General features: G+C 73.8%; 21 protein-coding genes. 16 read left to right on the forward strand and 5 right to left on the reverse strand.

The genetic code is table 11. The features are described 5' to 3' along the window. Positions 1–139 precede the first annotated feature (139 nt). Positions 140–1,303 (forward strand): cysteine desulfurase family protein, encoded by a 1,164-nt coding sequence (locus ABTZ17_RS14395; protein ID WP_352195902.1) that lies wholly within the window; start codon positions 140–142, stop codon positions 1,301–1,303. 48 nt (positions 1,304–1,351) lie between these two features. Here the strand turns inward: ABTZ17_RS14395 and ABTZ17_RS14400 are convergent, their stop codons facing one another. Beyond that, a complete protein-coding gene (locus tag ABTZ17_RS14400; protein WP_352195903.1) occupies positions 1,352–2,017 on the reverse strand; it encodes an N-acetylmuramoyl-L-alanine amidase in 666 nt (221 codons plus the stop codon). 63 nt (positions 2,018–2,080) lie between these two features. On the opposite strand from ABTZ17_RS14400, the gene mnmA reads away from it, so the two are divergent. The 10 genes from mnmA to gatB all read left to right on the forward strand — a co-directional run bounded on the left by mnmA (position 2,081) and on the right by gatB (position 17,225). Next, complete coding sequence (gene mnmA, locus ABTZ17_RS14405; RefSeq protein WP_352195904.1) at positions 2,081–3,226, forward strand: tRNA 2-thiouridine(34) synthase MnmA; 1,146 nt, start codon at positions 2,081–2,083, stop codon at positions 3,224–3,226. Positions 3,227–3,589: 363 nt separating this feature from the next. Beyond that, positions 3,590–6,949 carry a S8 family peptidase gene (locus ABTZ17_RS14410; protein WP_352195905.1) on the forward strand — a complete coding sequence of 1,120 codons (3,360 nt, stop codon included), beginning with the start codon at positions 3,590–3,592 and terminating at the stop codon, positions 6,947–6,949. A 169-nt stretch (positions 6,950–7,118) separates the two neighbouring features. Continuing rightward, the gene (locus ABTZ17_RS14415; RefSeq protein ID WP_352195906.1) at positions 7,119–7,808 is read left to right on the forward strand and encodes an SDR family oxidoreductase; all 690 of its coding nucleotides are present in this window, start codon (positions 7,119–7,121) and stop codon (positions 7,806–7,808) included. A 5-nt stretch (positions 7,809–7,813) separates the two neighbouring features. After that, positions 7,814–8,797: a methionine synthase gene (locus ABTZ17_RS14420; RefSeq protein WP_352195907.1), complete on the forward strand. Its 984-nt coding sequence runs from the start codon at positions 7,814–7,816 to the stop codon at positions 8,795–8,797. A gap of 19 nt (positions 8,798–8,816) precedes the next feature. Beyond that, the gene (ligA, locus tag ABTZ17_RS14425; protein ID WP_352195908.1) at positions 8,817–11,009 is read left to right on the forward strand and encodes an NAD-dependent DNA ligase LigA; all 2,193 of its coding nucleotides are present in this window, start codon (positions 8,817–8,819) and stop codon (positions 11,007–11,009) included. 326 nt (positions 11,010–11,335) lie between these two features. Next, positions 11,336–13,528, forward strand: coding sequence for a putative bifunctional diguanylate cyclase/phosphodiesterase (locus ABTZ17_RS14430; RefSeq protein ID WP_502994678.1), 2,193 nt, complete (start codon positions 11,336–11,338; stop codon positions 13,526–13,528). Between the two features lie 135 nt (positions 13,529–13,663). Then, on the forward strand, positions 13,664–13,960 hold the full coding sequence (gene gatC, locus ABTZ17_RS14435) for an Asp-tRNA(Asn)/Glu-tRNA(Gln) amidotransferase subunit GatC (protein WP_007266718.1): 297 nt from the start codon (positions 13,664–13,666) through the stop codon (positions 13,958–13,960). Positions 13,961–13,964: 4 nt separating this feature from the next. Further along, complete coding sequence (gene gatA, locus ABTZ17_RS14440; RefSeq protein WP_352195909.1) at positions 13,965–15,458, forward strand: Asp-tRNA(Asn)/Glu-tRNA(Gln) amidotransferase subunit GatA; 1,494 nt, start codon at positions 13,965–13,967, stop codon at positions 15,456–15,458. Then, positions 15,455–15,697, forward strand: a complete 243-nt coding sequence (locus ABTZ17_RS14445) for a hypothetical protein (RefSeq protein ID WP_352195910.1) — start codon at positions 15,455–15,457, stop codon at positions 15,695–15,697. Before gatA ends, ABTZ17_RS14445 begins: the two co-directional genes overlap by 4 nt. Before the next feature lie 73 nt (positions 15,698–15,770). Then, positions 15,771–17,225 (forward strand): Asp-tRNA(Asn)/Glu-tRNA(Gln) amidotransferase subunit GatB, encoded by a 1,455-nt coding sequence (gene gatB, locus ABTZ17_RS14450; RefSeq protein ID WP_352195942.1) that lies wholly within the window; start codon positions 15,771–15,773, stop codon positions 17,223–17,225. Between the two features lie 99 nt (positions 17,226–17,324). Here gatB and ABTZ17_RS14455 read toward each other — a convergent pair whose 3' ends face one another. Both ABTZ17_RS14455 and ABTZ17_RS14460 read right to left on the reverse strand, forming a co-directional pair. Next, the gene (locus ABTZ17_RS14455; RefSeq protein ID WP_352195911.1) at positions 17,325–17,936 is read right to left on the reverse strand and encodes a GNAT family N-acetyltransferase; all 612 of its coding nucleotides are present in this window, start codon (positions 17,934–17,936) and stop codon (positions 17,325–17,327) included. Continuing rightward, positions 17,933–19,984, reverse strand: a complete 2,052-nt coding sequence (locus tag ABTZ17_RS14460; RefSeq protein ID WP_352195912.1) for a penicillin acylase family protein — start codon at positions 19,982–19,984, stop codon at positions 17,933–17,935. The genes ABTZ17_RS14455 and ABTZ17_RS14460 overlap by 4 nt, the downstream gene beginning before the upstream one ends. Before the next feature lie 122 nt (positions 19,985–20,106). On the opposite strand from ABTZ17_RS14460, the gene ABTZ17_RS14465 reads away from it, so the two are divergent. Continuing rightward, complete coding sequence (locus ABTZ17_RS14465; protein WP_352195913.1) at positions 20,107–20,835, forward strand: siderophore-interacting protein; 729 nt, start codon at positions 20,107–20,109, stop codon at positions 20,833–20,835. Between the two features lie 167 nt (positions 20,836–21,002). Here ABTZ17_RS14465 and ABTZ17_RS14470 read toward each other — a convergent pair whose 3' ends face one another. Next, positions 21,003–21,518, reverse strand: a complete 516-nt coding sequence (locus ABTZ17_RS14470; RefSeq protein WP_352195914.1) for a DinB family protein — start codon at positions 21,516–21,518, stop codon at positions 21,003–21,005. Continuing rightward, positions 21,515–22,333: a GNAT family N-acetyltransferase gene (locus ABTZ17_RS14475; protein ID WP_352195915.1), complete on the reverse strand. Its 819-nt coding sequence runs from the start codon at positions 22,331–22,333 to the stop codon at positions 21,515–21,517. The genes ABTZ17_RS14470 and ABTZ17_RS14475 overlap by 4 nt, the downstream gene beginning before the upstream one ends. A gap of 320 nt (positions 22,334–22,653) precedes the next feature. Between ABTZ17_RS14475 and ABTZ17_RS14480 the strand changes: the two genes are divergently transcribed. From ABTZ17_RS14480 to ABTZ17_RS14495, 4 genes are all read left to right on the forward strand, one after another. Further along, entirely contained in the window at positions 22,654–24,870 is a 2,217-nt protein-coding gene (locus tag ABTZ17_RS14480) for an MMPL family transporter (RefSeq protein ID WP_352195916.1), read from the forward strand. Positions 24,871–24,898: 28 nt separating this feature from the next. Further along, positions 24,899–25,447: a GNAT family N-acetyltransferase gene (locus tag ABTZ17_RS14485; RefSeq protein ID WP_352195917.1), complete on the forward strand. Its 549-nt coding sequence runs from the start codon at positions 24,899–24,901 to the stop codon at positions 25,445–25,447. Between the two features lie 118 nt (positions 25,448–25,565). After that, on the forward strand, positions 25,566–26,129 hold the full coding sequence (locus ABTZ17_RS14490) for a hypothetical protein (RefSeq protein WP_352195918.1): 564 nt from the start codon (positions 25,566–25,568) through the stop codon (positions 26,127–26,129). A 201-nt stretch (positions 26,130–26,330) separates the two neighbouring features. Then, positions 26,331–26,480: a hypothetical protein gene (locus ABTZ17_RS14495; protein ID WP_352195919.1), complete on the forward strand. Its 150-nt coding sequence runs from the start codon at positions 26,331–26,333 to the stop codon at positions 26,478–26,480. Positions 26,481–26,557: the final 77 nt, after the last annotated feature.

Below are 26,557 nucleotides of genomic sequence, written 5' to 3' on the forward strand. Positions count from 1 at the left end.
CTCGGTGTGGTCGGCGGAGGACAGCGACAGCAGGCCGACCTCCTCGAAACCGGTGGCCTTCAGGCCCTTCTCCAGGTACGGACCGGCCGGGTCTCCCCGTGACGGCGCGCCCCGCGGGCGACCGTAGAATCGGGGGATCATGGCCTACCTCGACCACGCCGCGACCACTCCGATGCTCCCGGAGGCCGCCGAGGCGATGACCGCCCAGTTCGCCGCCACCGGCAACGCCTCCTCCCTCCACGCCGCCGGGCGCCGCGCCCGCCGCACCGTGGAAGAGGCCCGCGAGTCCCTCGCCGAGGCCGTCGGAGCCCGGCCCAGCGAGGTGGTGTTCACCGCGGGCGGCACCGAGTCCGACAATCTCGCCGTCAAGGGCCTGTACTGGTCCCGCCGCGACCGCGACCCGGCCCGCACCCGCGTCCTGGCCAGCCCCGTCGAGCACCACGCGGTCCTCGACGCCGTGCACTGGCTCGCCGAGCACGAGGGCGCCCGCGTCGAGTACCTCCCCGTGGACCGCTACGGCCGCGTCCACCCCGAGGCCTTCCGCGAGGCCGTCGAACGCGCCCCCGACGACGTGGCCCTGGCCACCGTGATGTGGGCCAACAACGAGATCGGCACCGTCATGCCGGTGGCCGAGCTGGCCGGCATCGCCCGCGAGCACGGCATCCCCCTGCACTCCGACGCCGTCCAGGCCCTCGGCCAGCTCGACGTGGACTTCGCGGCGAGCTCCCTCGCCGCCATGACCATCAGCGGCCACAAGGTCGGCGGCCCCTACGGCATCGGCGCCCTGCTGCTGGGCCGCGACCAGACCCCCGTGCCCGTGCTCCACGGCGGCGGCCAGGAGCGGCACGTCCGCTCCGGCACCCTCGACGTGCCCGCCATCGCCGCCTTCGCGGTGGCCGCCCGGATCGCCGTCGAGCGCCGGGAGTCCTTCGCCGCCGAGATCGGCGCCCTGCGCGACGAACTCGTGGCCGCCGTGCTCGCCGCGGTCCCCGACGCCGTGCTCGGCGGGGACCCGGGGGACCGGCTCCCGGCCAACGCCCACTTCAGCTTCCCCGGCTGCGAGGGCGACTCCCTGCTGCTCCTGCTGGACGCCCAGGGCATCGAGTGCTCCACCGGCTCCGCCTGCACCGCCGGCGTGGCCCAGCCCAGCCACGTCCTGCTGGCCACCGGCACCGACCCCGACCTCGCCCGCGGCACCCTCCGCTTCTCCCTCGGCCACACCTCCACCCGGGAGGACGTGGCCGCCCTGGCCGCCGCCATCGGTCCCGCCGTGGACCGGGCCCGCTCCGCCGGCCTCAGCTGACCTCCGGCCCCACCCCCTCCCCGCGGATCCGGTGGGGGCGGGCCGGTCTCAGGTCGCGGCGGGCGGGTTCCGGCGCAGCTCCGCCCGGATCAGGGCCAGGTACCGGTCCCAGTCCCAGTGCGGACCGGGGTCGGTGTGGTCGGCCCCGGGGACCTCGTGGTGCCCGATGAGGTGCCGGCGGTCCACGGGGATGTCGTACCGGCGGCACACGTCCGCGGCGAGCCGGGCCGAGGCCGCGTACATGGCCCCGGTGAAGTCCCGCGGCCGGTCCACGAAGCCCACGTGCTCGATGCCCACGCTGCGCTCGTTCATGGAGCGGTTGTTGGCGTGGAAGGCCACGTCCAGCTCCCGCACCATCTGCTCCACGTGGCCGTCCCCGCGCACGATGTAGTGCGCCGAGGCCCGGTGCCCGGGATCGCGGAAGGCGTCCACCGCCGAGGCGAAGCCGCCCTGCGTGACGTGCACCACGATCCGGTCCACCCGGTAGTCCCGCGGTCGGTCGGCCATCCGCCAGTTCGCCGAGGAGGCGGCCGTCCAGCGGGCCCCCTTGTGATCGAGCTCACCGGCCGTGCGCGGCGTGGTCACCCCCGGCAGCTTCCAGTACCCCCGGGACAGCTCGTCCCGCTGGGCCACCGCTATGCCCGCGAACACGCCCAGACCCGTGATCAGCACGGCCCTCCTGGCCGGACTGCGCTTCCCGCGGCCCACCGGCATCACCCCCGCTGAAGAGAACGCCCGTGCCCGTCGCACGGTTCCCCCCGTACTCTGGAGGGTGCCATGACTCAGAACCCGCAGCCGCGCCGCCCCCTCCGCGTCCTCGCCGCCATGTCGGGCGGTGTCGACTCCGCCGTCGCCGCCGCCCGCGCCGTCGAGGCCGGGCACGACGTGACCGGCGTCCACCTCGCCCTGTCCGCCAACCCGCAGTCCTTCCGGACCGGTGCCCGCGGATGCTGCACCATCGAGGACTCCCGCGACGCCCGCCGCGCCGCCGACGTGATCGGGATCCCCTTCTACTGCTGGGACCTCGCCGAGCGCTTCCGCGAGGACGTGGTCGAGGACTTCGTCGCCGAGTACGAGGCGGGCCGCACGCCCAACCCCTGCCTGCGCTGCAACGAGAAGATCAAGTTCGCGGCGCTGCTCGACAAGGCCCTCGCCCTCGGCTTCGACGCCGTGTGCACCGGCCACTACGCCACCGTGGTCCTCAACGAGGACGGCTCCCGCGAGCTGCACCGCGCCTCCGACATGGCCAAGGACCAGTCGTACGTCCTCGGCGTTCTCGACGAGCGGCAGCTGGCCCACGCCCTCTTCCCCCTCGGTGACACGATCACCACCAAGGAGGAGATCCGCGCCGAGGCCGAGCGCCGCGGCCTGGCCGTGGCGAAGAAGCCCGACAGCCACGACATCTGCTTCATCGCCGACGGGGACACCCAGGGCTTCCTCGCCAAGCGGCTCGGGAAGGCCGAGGGCGACATCGTGGACGAGACCGGTCGCAAGGTCGGCACCCACGAGGGCGCCTACGGGTTCACCATCGGCCAGCGCAAGGGCCTGCGGATCGGGCACCCCGCCGCCGACGGCAAGCCGCGCTACGTCCTCGACATCTCCCCGGTGGACAACACCGTCACCGTCGGCCCCGTCGCCGCCCTCGACGTCACCGGGCTCACCGCGATCCGCCCCCGCTGGTGCGGCAACCCGCCCGCCGACGGCCCCGCCGCGTACACCGCGCAGCTGCGCGCCCACGGCGGCGAGACCGAGGTCAGCGCCGAGCTGGTCGACGGCGAGCTGCGGGTCACCTTCACCGAGGCGGTCCGCGGGGTCGCGCCCGGCCAGGCCATCGTGCTGTACGACGGCACCCGCGTGGTCGGCTCCGCCACCATCGCCACCACCGTCCGGGCCACGGCCGGTTCCACCGCCGCGACCGTCTGACGGCCCCGGCCCCGGAGTCCCCTCCGCCCCCGTGGTCCGGACCGGCCGGTCCGGACCCGGGGTGTTCGAGCCTTATCAGGGGCGCGCTTCGGCCAACTCCCCGGACGCGCGGACGCGTCGCCGCAACACCTCGGACGTGTTCCCGTCACGTTCGCCCGAAGGGCCCGGTTCCCGCAGGCCGGAACGGGTGCGCAAAGGCGGTGCGGGCCGGACGAGAGCGGCCGTACGGGGACACGTGGAGTCAAAGATTCCTCAACTCCGCCCTTCGGACACACGGTTGAGCGGTCACCCCACCCGGGTGATACTGCCCGTCCCGGGGGACGATCTCCGTTCCCCGCGCGACGACCTCATCCGGGGGATGACTTGCGTAAAGGACTCAACAGGGCGGGGGCGGCCTCCGTGGCCGCGGCCGCCACGGTCGCGCTCGTGGCGGGGCTGACCTCCCCGTCGACGGCCGCCCCGCACGACTTCGGCTCCACCGCGGCCACGCCCGCCGGCGCGAGCGGCGCCCAGGGCCTCACCCGCGTCACCCTCGTCACCGGCGACCGGGTCGTGGTGGACGCCAAGGGCCGGGCCGTGGGCCTGGAGCCCGCGGCCGGCCGCCAGGGCATCCCGGTCTCCGTGCAGCGCCGGGACGGCCACACCAGCGTGGTCCCGCTCGACGCCCAGCGCCTCATAGCCGAGGGGCGGCTCGACGCCCGCCTCTTCGACGTCACCGAGCTCTCCAAGGAGGCGTACCGCGCCCGCGACGGCCGCCTCCAGCTGATCGTCGGCTACCAGGGAGCCGCCCCGGCCGCCCGCTCGGCGCTGCGCGCCGCGGACGACACCCGGATCGGCCGCACCTTCCCCTCCCTGGGCGCCGAGGCCGTCAGCGCCACCCCGAGCGGGGCCGCCGCCGTCTGGGAGGCCCTGACCGAGGGCGGCGGCGAACGCCGCACCCTGGCCGCGGGCATCGCCAAGGTCTGGCTGGACGGCATCCGCACCGCCAGCCTCGACAAGAGCACCAAGCAGATCGGCGCCGACAAGGCGTGGGCCGCCGGCTACACCGGCAAGGGCGTCAAGATCGCCGTCCTGGACACCGGTGTCGACGCCACCCACCCCGACCTGTCCACCCAGGTCGTCGCCGCCAAGAACTTCACCCCGGCCCCCGACGCGAAGGACCGCTTCGGGCACGGCACCCACGTGGCCTCGATCGCCGCGGGCACCGGAGCCAAGTCGGGCGGGAAGTTCAAGGGCGTCGCCCCGGGGGCCAAGCTCCTCAACGGCAAGGTCCTCGACGACAACGGCTCCGGGGACGACTCCGGCATCCTCGCGGGCATCGAGTGGGCCGTCGCGCAGGGCGCCGACATCGTCAACCTCAGCCTCGGCGGCCCCGACGGCCCGGACCTCGACGTCCTGGAGTCCGCCGTCAACAAGATCAGCGCCGACAAGGGCGTGCTCTTCGCCATCGCCGCCGGCAACAGCGGTCCCGGCGCGCGCTCCGTGGGCTCCCCGGGCAGCGCCGAAGCGGCCCTGACCGTCGGCGCCGTGGACGACAAGGACAAGCTCGCCGAGTTCTCCAGCCGCGGCCCCCGGATCGGCGACGGCGGCATCAAGCCCGACGTCACCGCCCCCGGCGTGGACACCACCGCGGCCGCCGCCCCCGGCAGCGTCATCGAGCGCGAGGTGGGCCAGAACCCGCCCGGCTACCTGACCATCTCCGGCACCTCCATGGCCACCCCGCACGTCGCGGGCGCCGCCGCCCTGCTCAAGCAGCAGCACCCGAGCTGGAAGGGCGCCCAGCTCAAGGGCGTGCTGACGGCCTCGACCAAGCCCGGCAAGTACACCGCCTTCGAGCAGGGCAGCGGCCGGATCGCCGTGGACAAGGCCATCAAGCAGACCCTGGTCGCCGACCCCGTCTCGCTCGGCTTCGGCGTCCAGCAGTGGCCGCACCAGGACGACAAGCCGGTCACCAAGAACCTGGTCTACCGCAACCTCGGCACCACCGCCGTCACCCTGGACCTCGCGGTCGCCGCGTACGGCCCCGACGGCAAGGCCGCACCGGCCGGCTTCTTCGGGCTCGGCAAGAAGAAGGTCACCGTCCCGGCGAAGGGCACCGCCAAGGTGCCGCTCACCGTGGACACCCGCCTCGGCGGCGACAGGAACGGCGCGTACAGCGGCTTCGTCACCGCGACCGGCGGCGGCCAGACCGTCCGCACCGCGGCCGCCGTGGACCGCGAGATCGAGTCCTACGACCTGACCCTGAAGTTCATCGGCGCCGACGGCAAGCCCTCGAAGTCGTACCGGGGCAGCGTCCTCGGCCTGAGCGGCGAAGCCCTCGGTACGAGCGCCGACGTCTACGGCACCCCCGGCGGCGCGACCCTGCGGGTCCCCAAGGGCGGCTACGTCCTCGACTCGGTGGTCATCCAGCCCGGCGCCCGCGAGGGCCAGGAGACCTACCACTGGATCAACCAGCCCAAGCTGACGGTCAACGGGAAGACCACGGTCACCGTGGACGCCCGGAAGACGAAGCCGGTCAAGGTCGCGATCCCCTCGAAGAAGGCCGTCTCCACCTTCGCCTCGCCCTCCTTCACCGTGATCTCCGGCGAGTACAGCGCGGGCTACGGCTGGTTCCTGGACTCGTACGAGAACTTCCGCACCGCCCACCTCGGCCCCGACTCCGCGAAGGGCACCCTCGTCCAGCAGTGGGACGCGCACTGGAAGGAAGGCGCGAACACCGAGTACCACGTGGTGCTCGGCGGCGCCGTCAAGCGCCTCGGCACCGGCTACCAGCGCACCGTGACCGCCGGAGACCTCGCCAAGGTCGCCTACCGTCAGGGCGCCCCCGCCGCGGGCAAGCAGGGCGGCGTGACCGCCTTCGGCTACCTGCCGGCCAACACCGGCGCCTCGGCCGTCACCAGCTACCGGAAGCTGCCCGTCACGACCACCCTCTACCTGTCCGACCTGGACGGGGTGAAGTGGGAGGGCTACTTCGAGCAGACCGGCGGCAAGGACGCCGACGGCTTCCCGATCACCGAGTCCCAGCACAACCTCCCGGCCCGCGCCTACCAGGGCGGCAAGAGCTACCACGAGGTCCTGAACACCGGCGTCTTCGGCCCCGCCCACGGCGGGGAGTACTCCCCCTTCCGCCTCGGCGACGAGATCGCCGGCGCCCTGCCCCTCTTCGCCGACGGCGCCGGGCGCGTCGGCTACTCGACCTACACCAAGGCCGAGACGGTGCTCTCCAGCGGCGGCACGGTCATCGACCGCAGCCCGACCCCGCTCGACGGCAGCGCGGTCTTCAAGGTGCCCGCCGCCGAGGCCGCCTACCACCTCGCCGTGACGGCCGAGCGCAGCACGAAGCAGTCCCGCGTCAGCACCCGGGTCGAGGCCGCCTGGGACTTCCGCTCCGGGCACGTCTCCGGGAACAAGCCCAAGCAGCTGCCGCTCTCCGTGGTCCGCTTCACCCCGAAGCTGGACGACGACAGCCGCGTCAAGGCGGGCACCGAGCTGACCGTGCCCGTCACCGTCCAGGGCCCGGCCGCCGGCAAGGGGCTCAAGTCCCTGAAGGCGTACGTCTCCTTCGACGGCGGCGCCACCTGGAAGGTCCTGACCGTCAAGAACGGCAAGGCCGTGGTGAAGAGCCCGGCCGCCGGGAAGTCGGTCTCCTTCCGCGGCGTGGTCCGGGACACCAAGGGCAACACCTCCGAGGTCCGCGTGATCCGCGCCTACCTCGCCAAGTGACCCCCACCCGATGACCCGCGCCGGTCACCCGCCCCCGTCACCGGGACCGGGTGGCCGGAAGCGGTGAACGGCAGGACGACGGCCCGTCGGAGCACCCGCTCCGACGGGCCGTACCCGTTCCCCGGACGGGGCGTACGGGGCGGGGCCCGACGGGTGCGAGCATGGGGGCATGGCCACACACCTGATCACCGGCGCCGGATCCGGCATCGGCGCCGCCGTCGCCGCCCGCCTGCACGCCCGCGGCGACGAGCTCGTCCTGCTCGCCCGCGACGCCGCCCGCGGCAAGGAGCTCACCGCCCGCTTCCCCGGCTCCCGGGCCCTGGTCGCCGACCTCGCCGACCCCGACCGGATCTCCTGGGCCTTCTCCCACCAGGCCCTCCCGGACCGGCTGGACTCCCTGGTGCACGTCGCCGGGATCGTGGACCTCGGACCCGTTGCCGAGCTGCGCCCCAAGACCTGGCACCAGCAGCTCAACGTGAACCTGATCGCCCCCGCCGAGATCACCCGGCTGCTGCTGCCCTCGCTGCGCGCCGCCCGCGGCCAGGTGGTCCTCGTCAACTCCGGCGCCGGGCTCACCGCCCACGCCGAATGGGGCGCCTACGCCGCCTCCAAGCACGGTCTGAAGGCCCTCGCGGACTCCCTGCGCCACGAGGAGAAGCCGAACGGGGTCCGCGTCACCTCGGTCTACCCGGGCCGCACCGCCACCCCGATGCAGGCCAAGGTCCACTCCCAGGAGGGCCGCGACTACGACCCGGCCGCCTGGATCGACCCGGAGTCCGTGGCCACCACCATCGTGATGGCCCTGGACCTGCCCCGCGACGCCGAGGTCAACGACCTCACCGTACGGCCGGGGCGCTGACCGGCATGACCACCACCGCCACCGGCGTCGGCTCCCTCCCCGGCGGGGACGCCCGCGAGGCCGCCAAGACCGTCACCGGAACCTTCGAGGACCTGCCGTACCTGCCCGAACTGCCCGGCCGCGGCCCCGGCGCCGACATGATCGGCCGCTCCCTGGGGCTGCTCGCGGACCTGTACGCGCACGTGGAGCCCAGCGGCTGGCGGATCAGCGACCGGCCCGGCCGCGACACCCGCCGGGCCCGCTCCTGGCTCGGCGAGGACCTCGACGCCCTGGAGGAGTTCACCCAGGACTACCGGGGGCGCCTCAAGGTGCAGGCCGTGGGTCCGTGGACGCTGGCCGCCGCCCTGGAGCTGCACGCCGGCGAAGCCTTCCTCCAGGACCCCGGCGCCTGCCGCGACCTGGCTGGATCCCTGGCCGAGGGACTGCGCGGGCACCTCGCCGAGGTCCGCAAGCGGATCCCCGGCGCCGAGGTGGTCCTCCAGTTCGACGAGCCCTCCCTGACGGCCGTCCTCAGCGGCCGGGTCCGCTCCGCCAGCGGCTACCGCACCTACCGCGCGGTGGACCGGCAGGTCGTGGAGCAGACCCTGCGCGAGCTCTTCGCCGTCACCGACGGCGAGGTCCTCGTGCACTCCTGCGCCCCCGGGGTGCCCTTCGGGCTGCTCCGCCGGGCCGGCGCCGCGGGGGTCTCCTTCGACTTCTCCTTGCTCACGGAGCGCGATGACGACGCCCTCGGGGAGGCCGTCGAGGCCGGCCTGAAACTCTTCACCGGAGTGGTGCCCGGCACCGACGGCCCGCTGTCCGACCCGGGCGGTAGCGTCATGGGGGTCAGGAAGCTCTGGCGCAGGTTGGGCCTGTCGCCGCGGACCCTCGCCGAGTCCGTGGTGGTCACCCCGGCGTGCGGGCTCGCGGGCGCCTCGCCCGCGTACGCGCGCGCGGCGCAGGCCCACTGCGTCCGCGCGGCGAGGTCGCTCGCCGACAACCCTGAGTGACGGTCACGGGAGGACACGAATGGCAGCCGAACAGCAGCACGGCACGGAGGTACCGGCCGAGGCGCGGGAGCGGCACGCCCTGCTCGCCGAGCAGGTCGAGGAGCACCGCTTCCGGTACTACGTGAACGACCAGCCGGTCGTCAGCGACGCCGAGTTCGACCGGCTGCTGCGCGCGCTGGAGGCGCTGGAGGAGGAGCACCCGGAGCTGCGCACCCCCGATTCGCCCACCCAGAAGGTGGCCGGGGCGTACGCCACGGACTTCGCCTCCGTCGAGCACCGCGAGCGCATGCTCTCCCTGGACAACGCCTTCGACGACGAGGAGCTGGCGGCCTGGGCGGAGCGGGTGGCCCGGGACGTCGGCACCCCGGACTTCCACTACCTGTGCGAGCTGAAGGTGGACGGCCTCGCCGTCAACCTCACCTACGAGAAGGGGCGGTTGGTCCGGGCCGCCACCCGCGGCGACGGCCGCACCGGCGAGGACATCACCCCCAACGTCCGCACCATCGCGGAGATCCCCGACCGTCTCACCGGGGACCGGATCCCGGCCCTGGTGGAGATCCGCGGCGAGGTCTACTTCCCGATGGAGGCCTTCGAGGAGCTCAACGCCCGCCTGGTGGCCGCCGGGGACAAGCCCTTCGCCAACCCCCGCAACGCCGCCGCCGGTTCGCTCCGCCAGAAGGACCCGAAGGTCACCGCGACCCGCCCGCTGCACATGGTGGTCCACGGCATCGGCGCCCGCGAGGGCCTCGACATCGACTGCCTCAGCCACGCCTACGACCTGCTGCGCGGATGGGGCCTGCCCACCGCCCGGCACAACGCCGTGGTGGGCACCCTCGACGAGGTGCGGGAGTTCATCGCCCGCTTCGGGGAGCAGCGGCACTCCGTGGAGCACGAGATCGACGGGGTCGTGGTCAAGCTCGACGAGATCCCCCTCCAGGGCCGCCTCGGCTCCACCGCCCGCGCCCCGCGCTGGGCCATCGCGTGGAAGTACGCGCCCGAGGAGGTCAACACCAAGCTGGTCGACATCAAGGTCGGGGTCGGCCGGACCGGCCGGGTCACCCCCTACGCCCAGGTGGAGCCGGTCACGGTGGCCGGGTCCGAGGTGGAGTTCGCCACCCTCCACAACCAGGAGGTGGTCAAGGCCAAGGGCGTGCTCATCGGGGACACCGTCGTCATCCGCAAGGCGGGGGACGTGATCCCGGAGATCCTCGGCCCCGTGGCGGACCTCCGCGACGGCACCGAGCGGGAGTTCGTGATGCCCGCCGACTGCCCGGAGTGCGGCACCCCGCTGCGCGCCATGAAGGAGGGGGACATCGACCTGCGGTGCCCCAACGGGCGCACCTGTCCCGCCCAGTTGCGGGAGCGGCTCTTCTACCTCGGTGGCCGGCAGTGCCTGGACATCGAGAACTTCGGCGCGGTGGCCGCGGCGGCCCTGACCCGGCCGCTGGAGCCGGCGGTGCCCCCGATGACCGACGAGGGCGACCTGTTCGACCTCTCCGTGGAGCAGCTGCTGCCCATCAAGGCGTACGTGCTCGACCCGGACAGCGGGCTGCCCAAGCGGGACCCGAAGACCGGCGAGGAGAAGGTCGTCACGGTCTTCGCCAACCAGAAGGGCGAGCCGAAGAAGAACACCCTGGCGATGCTGGAGCACATCGCCGCGGCCAAGGACCGCCCGCTCGCCCGGATCATCAACGGCCTCTCCATCCGGCACGTGGGCCCGGTCGCCGCCGAGGCCCTGGCCCGGGAGTTCCGCTCCATCGAGCGGATCGAGCGGGCCACCGAGGAGGAGTTGGCCGCCACCGAGGGCGTGGGCGCCATCATCGCCGCCTCCGTCAAGGAGTGGTTCGCGGTGGACTGGCACCAGGAGATCCTCCGCAAGTGGCGGGCCGCCGGGGTCCGGACGGAGGAGGAGGGCGCCGACGAGGAGCAGGCCCCGCGCCCGCTGGAGGGGCTGACCGTGGTGGTCACCGGCACCCTGGTCGGTCACACCCGGGACGGGGCCAAGGAGGCCCTGCAGAGCCGCGGCGCCAAGGTCACCGGCTCGGTCTCGAAGAAGACCTCCTTCGTGGTCGTCGGCGACAACCCGGGCTCCAAGTACGACAAGGCCGTCCAACTGAAGCTGGCCGTGCTGGACGAGGCGGGCTTCGCGGTGCTGCTGGAGCAGGGCCCGGAGGCCGCGCGGGAAGCAGCGCTTCCGGTCGAGGGGGAGTAGCGGCGGCGACGCGCGGGAATAGTGCGCGCAGGAAGCCCGCGGGGGGAGCGGCCGTTCCGACCGGTCCCCGTCCCGCCGTCGGTCCGACGGCCGGATGACCGGGGGGTCCCGTCCTTCCTCACCCGTTCGGCGGATACCGTACTGATGTGGATGGCCGGGTCGCATCCGGGCAACCGGCGCCGACCGCTGCCCCTGGGAGCTTCCAGCCGCCTACTGTGTTGGGGGGCACCTGTCGGGCACGGCCGCGTGGTGCAATTCCGGCCGTGCCGGCACGACATGGGGGCCATCGTGTGGCATCGGCACTGCCGGCTGTGAGAGGGACGGGCATGAAACCCACCGAGAGCGCCGACCCGTCACCCGAGTCCGGCGGGGAGGCCCGGCGCGGACGGGGCGGGCGGCCGGGCGTGCCGCTGCCCCGGATCCCGCGGGTCCGCCCGCGGGACACCGGGACCGGGCGGCGCACCGTGCTGCCCGTGGCCGTCACCGTCTCCGCCGGACTGCTCCTGATCCTCGGCATCGCCCGCACCCTCGGCGACGGCCGCGCCCTCTTCCCCGGCTCCACGGCCGGCTGGTCCCTGGCCCTGCTCACGGGCATCGTCGTCGGGCACCTGGTGGCCCTGGGACGGGACCGCTGGTGGGGAGGCACCGGCTCCGGCGCGGCCCTCACCCTCGGGGTCCTCCTCCTCTACGGCTGGGTCCCCGCCGGACTGGTCAGCCTCGCCGTGGTCGCCCTGGTCGGGGCCGCCCGCCGGCACCGCTGGCGACAGGGCCTGCTGCACGGGGCGGTGGACGTGCTCGGCATCGCGGCGGGCGCGCTGGTGCTCGCCGCCTTCGGGGAGACGCCCACCGTCGAGGAGCCCTGGCTGCCCTTCCACTGGGGGCCGGACGCCGTCCCCGAGATCGCCCTGGTCGCCGTGGCCTACCTGACGGTCACCCGAGCCCTGCTCTGGCTCGCCCTGGCCCCGCGCGGGGCCGGACTGCCCACCGTGGCCCGGACCGCGATGGTCCGTCAGGCGCTGGTGGCCGTCGCCCTGTTGGGCATCGCCCCGCTGCTCTGCGTGGTCGCGGTGACCCTGCCGGTGCTGCTGCCGCTCTTCTCCGTACCGCTCATCGCCCTGGACTCCACCCTGTGGATCGCCCGGGCCCGCGCCGAGGAACAGCTCCGCGACCCCCTCACCGGCCTGCCCAACCGACAGTGGCTCCTGGAACGCGCCTGGGCCGCCCTGGACGAGGCGGAACGTCTCGGCACCCGCTCCGCGCTGGTCCTCATCGACCTCGACCGCTTCCGCGCCGTCAACGACACCCTGGGCCACCTCGCCGGCGACCGGCTGCTCCTGCAGATCGCCGAACGCCTCCAGCGGGCCCTGCCCCGCAACGCCGAGGCGGCCCGGCTCGGCGGGGACGAGTTCGCCGTCCTGCTGCCCGTGGCCGACTCCACCACCAGCGCCCAGCGGATCGCCCGCCACCTCGTCGCCGAGCTGGGCTCCCCGCTGGACCTGGACGGGCTCGTCCTCGTCCTGGAGGCCAGCGCCGGCCTGGCCGTCTTCCCCGAGCACGCCCTGGACGCCGAGGGGCTGCTGCGCCGCGCCGACGTGGCCATGTACCAGGCCAAGCGGGACCGCACCGGCGTGGAGGTGTACGAGTCCAAGCGGGACAGCAACACCCCGGACCGGCTCGGCCTCCTCGGCGACCTGCGCCGGGCCCTGGACGCCTCCGAGGTGGAGCTCCACTACCAACCCAAGGTCCGCTTCGACGGGCACGTGGCCGGGCTGGAGGCCCTGGTCCGCTGGGTGCACCCGGAGCGCGGCCGGGTCCCCCCGGACGAGTTCATCGCCATCGCCGAGACCTCCGGGCTGATGCCGCACCTGACGGAGTACGTGCTGGAGACCGCCCTCGCCCAGGTCGCGCGGTGGCGCGCCCAGGGGCTGGAGGTGCCGGTCGCGGTGAACGTCTCCCCGCGCGACGTCCACACCCCCGGCTTCGCGGGGGCGGTCGCCGCCCGGCTGGCCCGCCACGGGGTCCCCGCCGGCGCCCTCCAGCTGGAGATCACCGAGCACGTGCTGCTGGAGGACCCACAGCGGGCCGCCGACACCATGGCCGGGCTCACCGGCCACGGGGTCAAGATGTCCCTGGACGACTTCGGCACCGGCTACTCCTCCCTGGTCCACCTGCGCCGGCTGCCGGTCAGCGAGCTCAAGATCGACCGCTCCTTCGTGGCGCGGCTCGCCGTGGACGCCCAGGACGCCGAGATCGTCCGCTGCACCGTGGACCTCGCCCACTCGCTGGGCCTCCTGGTCGTCGCGGAGGGCGTGGAGGACGACGAGACCTGGGAGCGGCTGCGGGACCTGGGCTGCGACGCCGTCCAGGGCTGGCTGGTCGCCGCCGCGATGCCGCCGGCCGAGGCCACCGCCTGGCTGCTGGCCCGCGGCGAGCACGGCTGGCGCCGTCCCGCCGACATCACCGCGGAACTGTCCGCGGCCGCGGCCGTCGAACCGGTCGACCACCGGCACCTGCCGTAGGGCCGTCGGGCCCGGGAAACGGAGCGGGCGGAGGCCGTGCCCACGGCCTCCGCCAAACCGTTTCGTGGTGAGAGGGGAGCGCCCCCTAGGATTGGGCGCGAACCTACACACTCACCACCCTCAGAGGATCGCTGCATGCCTGGCATCACGCGCGAGGAGGTCGCCCACCTCGCTCGGCTGGCGCGTCTGGAGCTCAAGAGCGAAGAGCTCGATCACTTCGCCGGTCAGCTCGACGACATCATCGGCGCGGTCGCCCGCGTTTCCGAGGTCGCCGACCAAGACGTCCCGCCGACCTCCCACCCGCTGCCGCTGACCAACGTCATGCGCGCGGACGAGGTCCGTCCCTCGCTCACCCCCGAGCAGGCGCTCTCCGGTGCTCCCGCCCAGGAGCAGCAGCGTTTCAAGGTGCCGCAGATCCTGGGGGAGGACTAAGACCATGACGGACATCATCAAGCTCACCGCCGCCGAGATCGCCGCGAAGATCGCTTCCGGCGAGCTGACCGCGGTCGAGGTCACCGAGGCCCACCTGGCCCGGATCGAGGCCGTGGACGAGAAGGTGCACGCCTTCCTCCACGTGGACCGCGAGGGCGCCCTGGCCCAGGCCCGCGCCGTGGACGCCAAGCGCGCCGCGGGTGAGGAGCTGGGCCCGCTGGCCGGCGTCCCGCTGGCCCTGAAGGACATCTTCACCACCAAGGGCGTCCCGACCACGGTCGGCTCCAAGATCCTCGAAGGCTGGATCCCGCCCTACGACGCCACCCTGACGCGCAAGCTGAAGGAAGCGGACGTCGTCATCCTCGGCAAGACCAACATGGACGAGTTCGCCATGGGGTCCTCCACCGAGAACAGCGCCTACGGCCCGACCGGCAACCCCTGGGACCTCACCCGGATCCCCGGCGGTTCCGGCGGCGGCTCCTCCGCGGCCCTGGCAGCCTACGAGGCCCCGCTCGCCATCGGCACCGACACCGGCGGCTCCATCCGCCAGCCCGCGGCCGTCACCGCCACCGTCGGTGTGAAGCCCACCTACGGCGGGGTCTCCCGCTACGGCATGGTGGCCTTCTCCTCCTCCCTGGACCAGGGCGGCCCCTGTGCCCGCACGGTCCTGGACGCGGCCCTGCTGCACGAGGTCATCGCCGGCCACGACCCGCTGGACTCCACCTCCATCGACGCCCCGGTCCCGCCGGTCGTCGAGGCGGCCCGCAACGGCTCGGTGGCCGGGATGCGCGTCGGCGTGGTCAAGCAGTTCCGCGGCGAGGGCTACCAGGCCGGTGTCGTGCAGCGCTTCGACGAGTCGGTGGAGCTCCTCAAGGAGCTCGGCGCCGAGATCGTCGAGCTGGACTGCCCGTCCTTCGACCTGGCCCTGGCCGCGTACTACCTGATCGCGCCCTCGGAGTGCTCCTCCAACCTGGCCCGCTTCGACGCCATGCGCTACGGCCTGCGGGTCGGCGACGACGGCACGCGGTCCGCCGAGGACGTCACCGCCTTGACCCGCGAGGCCGGCTTCGGCGACGAGGTCAAGCGCCGCGTCATCCTGGGCACGTACGCGCTCAGCTCCGGCTACTACGACGCGTACTACGGCTCGGCCCAGAAGGTCCGCACGCTCATCACGCAGGACTTCGAGAAGTCCTTCGAGCAGGTCGACGTGATCGTCTCCCCGACCACTCCGACCACCGCCTTCCCGATCGGCGAGCGCGCCGACGACCCGATGGCGATGTACCTCGCGGACCTGTGCACCATCCCGACCAACCTGGCCGGCAACTCCGCCATGTCGCTGCCCTGCGGCCTGGCACCGGAGGACGGTCTCCCGGTCGGACTGCAGATCATCGCCCCGGCGATGAAGGACGACCGCCTGTACAAGGTCGGTGCGGCCGTCGAGGCCGCCTTCGTCGCGCGCTGGGGTCACCCGCTGCTTGAGGAGGCACCGTCGCTGTGAGCAACGCACTGTCCAAGGCCAAGGGATTCCGGAAGTCCAAGTCCGGTACGTACCTGTCGATCGGCACCACCGCCTTCGGTGCCCTCAGCGTGATCAAGCAGGCCCGCAAGGCCCGCACCGATCACGACACGCTGCAACTGGTCGACGCCGTTGTGTCCGCCGCCGCCATCGTCACCGGCCTCGCGATCCTGTACCGCGAGCTGAAGCGCCTCGGCGACGACGACGTCCTGCTGGGCTGAGAGGGAAAGTTTCACCGTGACCGTCACCGAACTCCTGTCGTACGACGCCGCCCTGGAGGCGTACGACCCCGTCATGGGCCTCGAAGTCCACGTCGAGCTCGGCACCAGGACCAAGATGTTCTGCGGCTGCTCCACGGAGCTGGGCGCCGAGCCCAACTCGCAGACCTGCCCCACCTGCCTCGGCCTGCCCGGCTCCCTGCCGGTGGTCAACGCGATCGGCGTCGAGTCCGCGATCAAGATCGGTCTCGCCCTCAACTGCGAGATCGCCGAGTGGTGCCGCTTCGCCCGGAAGAACTACTTCTATCCGGACATGCCGAAGAACTTCCAGACCTCCCAGTACGACGAGCCCATCGCCTTCAACGGCTACCTGGACGTCCAGCTGGAGGACGGCGAGGTCTTCCGCGTGGAGATCGAGCGCGCCCACATGGAGGAGGACACCGGCAAGTCGACGCACGTCGGCGGTGCCACCGGCCGCATCCACGGCGCCTCGCACTCCCTGCTCGACTACAACCGCGCGGGCATCCCCCTCATCGAGATCGTCACCAAGCCGATCGAGGGCGCCGGCGAGCGGGCCCCCGAGGTCGCCAAGGCGTACGTGGCCGAGCTCCGCGAGGTCATCAAGGCCCTGGGCGTCTCCGAGGCCCGCATGGACAAGGGCCAGATGCGCTGCGACGTGAACCTGTCGCTGCGCCCGCGGGGCACCGAGAAGTTCGGCACCCGCAGCGAGACCAAGAACGTCAACTCGCTGCGCTCCGTCGAGCGGGCCGCCCGCTTCGAGATCCAGCGCCACGCGGCCGTCCTTCGGTCCGGCGGCAGCATCGTGCAGGAGACCCGGCACTTCCACGAGGAGGACGGCTCCACCACCTCCGGACGGATCAAGGACAACGCCGAGGACTACCGGTACTTCCCGGAGCCCGACCTCGTCCCCGTCGCGCCCGCGCGCGCCTGGGTCGAGGAGCTGCGCGCCGTCCTTCCGGAGCTGCCGCGCGTGCGCCGCAACCGCCTCCGCGAGGAGTGGGGCATCAGCGAGCACGACATGCAGTCGATCCTGAACGCCGGTGCCGTGGACTCCATCACCGCCACCATCGACGCGGGCGCCGACTCCGTCGCCGCCCGCAAGTGGTGGATGGGCGAGCTGGCCCGCAACGCCAACGAGCAGGGCGTCGCCGTGGACGAGCTCCCCATCACCCCGGCCCAGGTGGCCCGGGTGGCGGCGCTGGTCGCGGCCGGCGAGCTGAACGACAAGCTGGCGCGCCAGGTCCTGGAGGGCGTCCTCGCGGGCGAGGGCGGCCCGGACGAGGTCGTCGAGAAGCGCGGCCTGAAGGTCGTCTCGGACGAGGGCGCGCTCGGCGCGGCCGTGGACGAGGCCATCGCGGGCAACGCCGCCATCGCGGACAAGATCCGCGGCGGCAAGGTGGCCGCCGTCGGTGCCCTGGTCGGCGCGGTCATGAAGACCACCCGCGGCCAGGCCGACGCGGCCCGCGTCAAGGAGCTGATCCTGGAGAAGCTCGGCGTCTCGGAGGGCTGATCCGCCCGCCGCGCCACGCGCGCGACGCACGAGGGGGCGGGACCCCGGACTCCGGTCCGGTGGTCCCGCCCCCTTCGCGCGCGCCGGGGCCGCTTCGGCTCAGTAGCCCTTGTCGGACGCCTTCATGAAGGCCAGCCGGGCGGGCTTCGCCGGGAGGTACACCTCGGGCAGGTCGATCTCCGGCAGCACCACCTCGGCGTCCAGGGTGAACCCGAACCGCTCCATCAGCGCCACGGCCTTGGTGTTGCGGGAGTCGGGCTCCACGACCACCCGGGGGGTGCCGGAGGAGAACACGAAGTGCGTGAACACCTCCAGCAGCGCGAAGGTGAACCCGTGCCGCGCGCCCTCCTGGGCCGGGGCGATCAGCAGGTGCACGCCGGTGTCACCGGGCTGCACCTCGTAGCACTCGCTGACCCGGTCCTCGGCGGCCTCGTAGGTCTGGAACAGGGCCACCGGCTCGTCGTCGCGGCGCACGAGGAAGGCGTGGTGCGTGGTGCGCCGGTCCACGTCCGCGTAGATCTCCTCGACGAGCTCCACGCTCGCCTCTCCCATGCCCCAGAAGCGGGCCCGCTCCTCGGTCACCCAGGAATGGATCAGCGGGGCGTCGGCCGCCGGGTCCACCGGGGTGATGGTGACGGTGCCGAACTCCGGCACCTCCTGGACGTGGACGGGTGCGCGGGTGGCGGCCGGGGAGGGCGCGGGCAGGGTCATCGTGCTTCTTCCTTGGTGAGCAGGGTCCAGTCGGTGACGACGGGTACGAGGGCGCCGCGCGCCCAGGGGGCGAGCTGGTCGCGGTGGTGCGGGGTGCCGGGGACCCCGTCCGCGCCGAGCGGGACGGCCCACAGGCTGTCCTCGCGGCGGGCCAGGTCCCAGACGTAGCGGGCGGCGGAGGCCCGGGCGACCAGGTCGGTGACCCCGGGCACGCCGGAGGTGGCCAGCACGCAGTCGTGGTCGCCGCCGAGCCCGGGCCACACGGCCTCCGGATCCGGGAGGGCCTGCCAGGGGCTCAGCCGGTGCACCTCCGACCACGGCGCCGGGTCCTCGCCCGCGGCCGCGACCTGCTCCAGGGCCGCCCGGGCCAGGGCGGGACGGTCCAGCTCGGGCAGCAGGGCGGTGCCCAACACCCCCTCCAGCGCGTAACCGACCTTGGGGACCAGGTACTGCCAGGGGTACAGCACGTCGGGGCCCGTGGGGGCGGGGGCCAGGCCGGCGAGCACCGGGTCGGCGGCGATGGCCCGGACCAGCGCGGTGCGCACGCCGGAGAACAGCGTGGCCTCGGTGCTGTCGGCCGCCATCCGCCGGTCCCAGGCCAGCAGCCGGTCGCGGACCTTCGCGGCCTCCGGGGACAGCCCGTCCAGACCAGCCAGCAGCTCCAGCACCGGCGCGGCGGAGGCCAGGTGGGTGTCGGTGTGGACGGTGGCCATGTCCGGGCCGGTCCACTGGTCGGAGCCGCTGAGCAGGGTGCGGATCCGGTCGGCGCGGTGCGGGGGAGCGAACTCCACCCCGTACGGGGAGGCGATGCCGCGGGCGTTGGCCATCACGGCGAAGCCCTGGACCGGTTCGGCGGCGGTGGGCGCCCAGCCGTGCCAGCCGTGGCCGGACTCCCAGGCCGGGACGGGCCGCAGCCGGTTCTCGCGGTTGCGCAGCGGGACGGCGCCCGCGACCCGGTGCAGCAGCCCGCCCCGGGTGTCGGCGGCGTGGACCACGTTGACGGGCTCGGCCCAGCGGTCGAAGGCGCGGTCGACGTCCTCGACGGTCCGGGACCGCAGCAGGGCGGGCAGCGCGGCGAAGCCGAGGTCGTGGCTGACCCGCGGCGGGTAGCGGAGGCTGAGCACCTCGCCGGAGTCGTCGTGACCGGTGACGACGACGGGGCCGCGGGCGGTCTCCAGGACCTCCACCTCCACCGGTTCCCCGCCCGCGACCTCGACGGTCTCGACGTGGCGGTCCACCGGCTCCCAGGCACCCTCGGGGCCCAGGGCCTCCGGGCCGTCGGCGCCCTCGCGCAGTCGCTCCCGGTACAGGTCCTGGTAGTCGGCCATGGCGTTGGTGATGGCCCAGGCGGCGTCGCCGGTGTGGCCGAAGTGGGCGAGGCCGGGGACCCCGGGCACGGCCAGGCCGAGGACGTCGTACTCGGGGCAGGAGAGCCGGATCTGCTGGTAGACGCCCGGGTCCTCGATGAACCGGTGCGGGTCGCCCGCGATCAGGGCGGCGCCGGTGGCGGTGCGGTCGCCGGGGACGAGCCAGCCGTTGCTGCCGGAGGTGCCGGGCCCGTCCGTGGCGAAGAGGGTGGCGGCCTCCGGGCCGAGGGCGGTGGTGACCCGCGCCCGCCACAGCTTGGTGGGGAACCCGGCGAAGAGGATGTGGGCGGAGAGCCAGATGCCCAGCGGCACCCACGGCTCCCAGGGTTCGGTGGTCAGCCCGGTCGTGGCGAACCGTTCGTCGCGGGCCGCACCCGCCGCCATGCCCGCGTTGACCCCGTCCACGTAGGCGCGGACCCAGTCGGCGGTCTCCGTGTCGAGGGCGCCGAAGCAGCGCTGCGCGGTGTCGTCGAGGCGGCACTGGCGGGCGAAGCGGTCCCAGGAGACGGCGTCGGGGCCGAGGAAGGCCGCGGTCGAGCCCTGGGCGCGGCGGCGCTCCACCTCCAGCTGCCAGGCGCGGTCGTGGGCGGTGACCCGGCCCTGGGCGAAGGCCAGTTCACGGGCGTCGGCCGCACGCAGGTGCGGGACGCCCCAGGCGTCGCGGTAGACCTCGGTACTCACACTGCTCCCCGGAGTGCTGGTGGATCGGGCCGTGGGTCCCCGGCGTCAGGGACGATCGGCCTTTAGGTTAGGCTGGCCTAAGTTTAAACACAGGGCGGAAGACTCCAGAGGGGCGGGCGGGCATGGCAGGTCACGGCTGGGAGGGCGTGGTCCTCAAGCTGATGAGGGGCAAGGACTTCACCTTCACGGTGACGTCGGCGGAGGACGTGACCGGGCACTACCGCCGGGTCCACCTGGAGGACGGTGGGCTCCTCGCCGCCACCGGCGGGGCCCTGCACCCCACCATGTGGGTGCGGCTGTGGTTCCGCGACGGCGGCAAGCCGCACCAGCGGGCCTACACCCTCGTCGACCCCGACCCCGAACGCGGCGTCTTCACCCTGGAGTTCGCCCTCCATGAGGGCATCGCCAGCGACTGGGCCCGGAACGCCGAGCCCGGGGACACCATCGAGGCCACCGTGCAGGGCACCGGCTTCACCCCGCCGGCCCCCGCCCCCGAACGGCTGCTCGTCATCGGCGACCCGGCCTCGCTGCCGGCCGTCAACTCTCTGCTGGACGCGTACCCGGAGACCCCGGCCACCATCTGGTTCGAGACCCAGCACGCCTCCGACGCGGACCTGCCCTTCCGACTGGACGAGGACCGGCACGACCTGCGCCGGGTCGACCGCGCGGACGGCGCCCTGGAGGCCCGGGTCCGCGCCGAACTGCCGGAACTGCTCGGCGATCCGGCCGACGCCTACGTGTGGCTGGCCACCGAGGCCGCCGCCACCCGCAGCCTCACCGCCTATCTCCGCAAGGAACTGGCCGTCCCCAAGCAGCGGGTCAACTCGCTGGGGTACTGGCGCGCCGCCTAGGACGTGTCCTCCGGATCCTGCCCGACCCGCGACGCCTGGCACCGCGGGCCTGGCCGGCAAGATCCGAAAGGCACGACCCGGGCCGGCCCGCCCGCGACGGATCCCGCGCGTCGCGCCCCGTGCCCGGCCCCCGAAACTCCCGGGGCCGGGCACGGGGGCGCCGCCCGTCAGGCGCCGGTCTCGCCGTCGATGGCCTCGCGCAGGAAGTCCGCGTGCCCGTTGTGCCGCGCGTACTCGTGGATCAGGTGCAGCATCACCAGCCGCAGCGAGACCTCGGCCTCCCAGCGCGGCTGGTACCCCGTCACCTCCAGGGACTCCGCCCCCGCCTCGATCCGCCGGGCGTGCGCCACCTCCGCCTCCCAGGCGGCGAAGGCCGACTCCCGGTCCGCCGCGCCGGCGTCGTAGGCGGCCTGGTAGTCCCCCTCGGCGGACCACACCAGCGGCAGTTCCGCCTCCCCGCCGATCACCCGGCGGAACCAGGTCCGCTCCACCTCCGCCATGTGCCGGACCAGACCCAGCAGCGACAGCTCCGAGGGCGGACTGGAACGCAGCCGCAACTGCTCCTCGGACAGACCCGCGCACTTCAGCGCCAGGGTGGCCCGGTGGTAGTCCAGGAAGGCCCGCAGGGTCTCGCGCTCCCCACCGGTCAGCGGCGGCGGAACCCGTCCGTCCGAGCCCTTCACGCCCGCTCCCCGCCGGCCCCGTCGGAGGCCGCGTGCCACACGTACTCCCGGGTCGTGCCCAGCTCGGAGAAGCCCAGCCGGCCCAGGATCGGCCTGCTGTACCCGGTGGCGTCCACCTGGAGGTACCGCACCCCGCGCTCGGCCGCGATCCGGGCCCGGTAAGCGGTCATCGCACGGTAGATCCCGCGCCCCCGCCACTCCGGCACCGTGCCTCCGCCCCACAGCCCGCCGAAGCTGCGCCCCGGTGTCAGCTCCAGCCGCGCCGCCGACACCGGCCGGTCCCCGGCCAGCGCCACCACCGCGGCGATCCGGTCGGGCTCCGAGGTCACCCGGGTCAGCAGCTGGTGCCGCAGGTCCGGCCGGGGCGGCCCGCCGAAGGCCCCGTCGTGGGCCCGCATCATCAGGTCCACCCCCGAGGCGTCGGTGACCGGAACCAGCCGGACCCCCTCGGGCAGCACCGGCTCCCGGGGCAGCGCGGCGGTCTCCGCCACCATCAGCGTCTCCGGCTCGCCCTCCTCGAAGCCCGCCGCCCGCAGCCGCGCGCCCAGGTCGGCCGGCCCGTCGTGCGCGTACAGCTTCCACTCCCAGGTCCGCGCCCCGTCCGGCAGCCCGGCGAAGTGCGCCACCTGCGCGGTGATCGCCGCATCGGCCCCCGCCGCGTCCAGCCCCGACCACAGCACGCCGTTCCAGCCCAGCGGGGGAGCGGTCTGCCGGACCACGTCGCCGACCCGCTCCACCCGGGCGTCCGGCCCGTCCGGCGGGGCGTCCCGGCGCATCTCGCGGTCGTAGAGGTCCCGTACGTCACCGATGTCCATCCGGCCACCCCAGCACCCGCCGTCGCCCCCGGCAACAGGATTTACGGACTCTCCCCGGGGCGGCCTTCCCGCGGCCGTCGGACGGTCCCCGGTCCCGGCCCCCCGGGACCCTCGGAGCACCCGGCCAGGGCCCTCCGTCCCCTGTGACCCGAACCGTCTGTGACGATCCACACGAAACGGACCAACGATCACCGAAGGCTGGAATCGTGGGCGCGGGACCCGGCGACCCCGGGCCCGCGGCACCAGATCACGGTCCAGGTCAGCGTTCTTTGCGTCGGGCGTTCCCGGTGAAAGATCCGAACCACCAGGGAGCACGTCCGTTGGCAGCAATCGCACGGTGGTGCATGCGGCACCGCCTCGCCGCCGTCCTGATCTGGCTCCTCACCTTCGGCGGCACCGCCGCGGCCGCGGTCGTCGCGGGCACCGCCTACTCCAACGACTACGAGGTCCCGGGCACCGAGTCGGGCCGGGCCACCGCCCTCCTTCGCGAGGGCTTCCCCGGCCAGGGCGGTGACACCGACGCCGTGGTCTGGCGGACGCCCGACGGACAGACCGCCCGCACCCCCGCGGTCGAGCAGCGGATGAGCCGGGCCCTGTCCGTCATCGCCGACCTGCCCGGCATCGGCGCCGTCACCAGCCCGTACACCCCCGAGGGCGTCGCCCAGATCAGCCCCGACGGCCGCACCGCCTACGCCGTGGTCACCTTCGACCACCAGGCCGACGCCGTGCCCCGGGGCCAGGCCCAGGCCGTCGTGGACGCCGCCAAGCATGCCGAGGGCGACGGGCTCCGGGTCGAGCTCGGCGGCCGGGCCATCGGCCTCACCGAGGCACCCACCTCGCACGTGGCCGAGGCAGTCGGCGTCGGCGTGGCCGCCGTGGTGCTCTTCCTCGCCTTCGGCTCCCTGGCCGCGAGCCTGCTGCCCATCGCCACCGCCCTGGTCAGCGTGGGCACCGCCTACGCCGGGATCGTCCTCCTCGGCCACGCCATGGCCGTCGCCGACTTCGCCCCCATGCTCGGGCTCCTCATCGGCCTCGGCGTCGGCATCGACTACGCCCTGTTCATCGTCACCCGGCACCGCAAGGGCCTCAAACGCGGCCTGACCGTGGAGGAGGCGGCCCGTGCCGCCGTCGCCACCACCGGCCGGGCCGTGGTCTTCGCGGGGGCCACCGTCTGCATCGCCCTGCTCGGCATGCTGATCCTGCGGCTGAACTTCCTCAACGGCGTGGCCTTCGCGGCCTGCCTGACCGTCGTGCTGACCGTCGCCGCCTCCCTCACGCTGCTGCCCGCGCTCCTCTCGTACATCGGCATGCGGGCGCTGTCCCGCCGCGAGCGCCGCACCCTCGCCGAGGAGGGGCCGCGCGGGGAGGAGCCCACCACCTTCGCGGCCCGCTGGTCCGCCTTCGTGGAACGCCACCCCAAGCTCCTCGGCTCCGTGGCCGCGCTCACCATGGCCGTCCTGGCCCTGCCCGCCTTCTTCCTCCACCTCGGCACCTCCGACCAGGGCACCAACCCGACCTCCAGCACCACCCGGCAGGCGTACGACCTGCTCGCCGAGGGCTTCGGCCCGGGGGTCAACGGCCCCCTCACCCTGGTCGCCCGGCTGGACGGGGCCGCCGACCGGGTGGCCCTGGACCGGCTCGCCGCCGCCCTGCCCGGCACCGAGGGCGTGGCCGCCACCGGCCGCCCCGTCCTCAACCGCAGCGGTGACACCGCCTTCCTCACCGTGGTCCCCGAATCCCCCCCGCAGTCCCGCGACACCAGCGCGCTGGTGGACCGGCTGCGCGCCGACACCGTCCCCGAGGCCGCCGAGGGCACCACCCTCCAGGTCCACGTGGGCGGGGTCACCGCGGGCTACGACGACTTCGCCGAGGTGATCGTCGGCAAGCTGCCCCTCTTCGTCGGCGTCGTGATCGCCCTCGGGTGCCTCCTGCTGCTCCTCGCCTTCCGCTCCATCGGCATCCCGCTCAAGGCCGCCGCCATGAACGTGGCCGCCGTCGCCTCCTCCTTCGGCATCGTGATCGCCGTCTTCCAATGGGGCTGGGGCAGCGAACCGATGGGCCTGGGCAGCGCCGGCCCCATCGAACCCTTCCTGCCCGTGATCATGGTCTCCGTGCTCTTCGGGCTGTCCATGGACTACCAGGTCTTCCTCGTCAGCCGGATGTACGAGGAATGGCTGGAGACCGGGGACAACCGACGGGCGGTCCGGGTGGGCCTCGCCGAGACCAGCCGCGTGATCAACTCGGCGGCCGTCATCATGATCTCCGTCTTCCTCGCCTTCGTCCTCAGCGGCGACCGACTGATCGCCATGTTCGGGATCGCCCTCGCCGCGGCCGTGGCCCTGGACGCCTTCGTCCTGCGCACCCTGCTCGTCCCGGCCCTCATGCACCTGCTCGGCGGGGCCAACTGGTGGCTGCCCGCCCGGCTCGACCGCTGGCTGCCCCGGATCAGCATCGAGGCGCCCGAACCCGTCCGTGCGACACTTCCGGCACAGCGGGCGAGCGACTCCGGAGCGGAACCCGCGGCACGTCACCGTTGACCGGTCACCCCCTGCCCCGAGGAACCGCATGTTCTCCATAGAACTGGACGAAGGCGTCCGGCTCTTCGCCCTGGAGCCCCACCACGCCCAGGAGTTCCACGCGCACATCGACCGCGGCCGCGAGTTCATCGGCAGGCACGTCGGCTTCCCCGACCGCGCCACCGACACCGCCTCCGCCCGCCGCCTGCTGGAGGACTTCGCCCGCCGGGCGGCGGCCGACACCGGCCGCATGTACGGGATCCGCGCCGACGGCGTCCTCGTCGGCGGGGTCCTCTTCCCCTCCTTCGACGCCCGCAACGGCACCTGCGAGATCGGCTGCTGGGTGGAGCCCGCAGCCGCCGGGCGCGGCCTCGTCACCCGCGCCTGCCGGGTGCTCATCGACTGGGCCTTCCACGAGCGCGGCATGCGCCGGGTGGAGTGGCACGCCGACTCCGCGAACGAGAAGAGCCTCGCCGTCGCCGCCCGGCTCGGCATGACCCGCGAGGGCGTCCTGCGCGAGAACTACCTGCACCGCGGGCAGGTCCAGGACACCGAGATCTGGTCCGTGCTCGCCCGCGAGTGGCCCGCCCGGACCTGAGCCGGGCCCCGGGGCGGCGGTCCCGGACGGCCCGACACCCGGCGGGGGAACCCGCCCGGCCGGAACCGGACCCGCCGTTCTCAGGCCGCTCTCAGAATCGCCACCTACGGTGCCCCGCATGGACATGAAGAAGACCGAGGCCACGAAGACCGCGGACCCGGCCGCCCCCGAGGACCTCGCCCCCGAGGACCCCGCCCCCGCCGACGGCCTCCTCGCCGGTCTCGACGCGGACGACGACGCCGACGAGACCGACCTGGCGGCCCTCGACGAGATGGACAGCCGCCCCCCGAGCGGGGTCGGCTCGGCCGTCCTGGCCCTCAGCGGCGCCGGCCTGGCCGTCGCCGCCCTCACCGGCACCTGGGTCTCCCGGGTCCTCTCCGAACGCCAGACCCTGATCGGCCAGATCGACTCGGCGGACGCCACCACCTCCGCCGCCAAGATCTCCGCCCTCTACGGCGACGCCTGGCACGTGACCGCCCTGACCAACGGCGCCTTCGCCGCGGTGGCCCTGCTCCTCGGCCTCTTCGTCCTGGTCCGCCCCGCCTTCGGCGCCCCCGGCCGCATCCTCCCGGTCTGGGTCCGCGCCGCCGCCGGCTCCGCGGTCGTCCTCTCCCTCCTGGGCCTGCTCGTCGCCGTCCTCATGTACACGGACGTCTTCACCCCCCTGCCCACCGCCCCCTGACCCACCCCACGGGTGCTCCCTAAGGCACCCGGGGACCTTCCGGACACCGCCCTCGGCCCCGCTGAGGAGGCGGCGTCCGGAACTAAGGCCCCCGGGTCCGAGGGGATGCGGAACCCGCCCGATGTGCCCGACCCCCCTGGGAAACGAAGCTCGGATCACACCGCGAAGGTGCCGAGAAGAAACAGACAGGGGAGTCAGGACATGTTCGAGTACGAGATCGCCGCCCTCCGCCGCGCCGAGCTGATCCGCGAGGCCGCCGAGTTCCGCCGGGCCCGCGAGGCCGCCCGCGCCGAGGCCGCCGGGGAACGCGCCCGGCAGCCGCACCGCGACCGCTTCACCAAGGCCGCGTAGCCGGCCCGGCCGCGGAAGACGCGCGCACCATGAGCACCCCGCCGAAATCGGGTGCCACCGCACCGGACCTCTGTGCG

The organism is Streptomyces sp. NPDC097619, assembly GCF_040302735.1.
Taxonomy (GTDB): Bacteria; Actinomycetota; Actinomycetes; order Streptomycetales; family Streptomycetaceae; genus Streptomyces.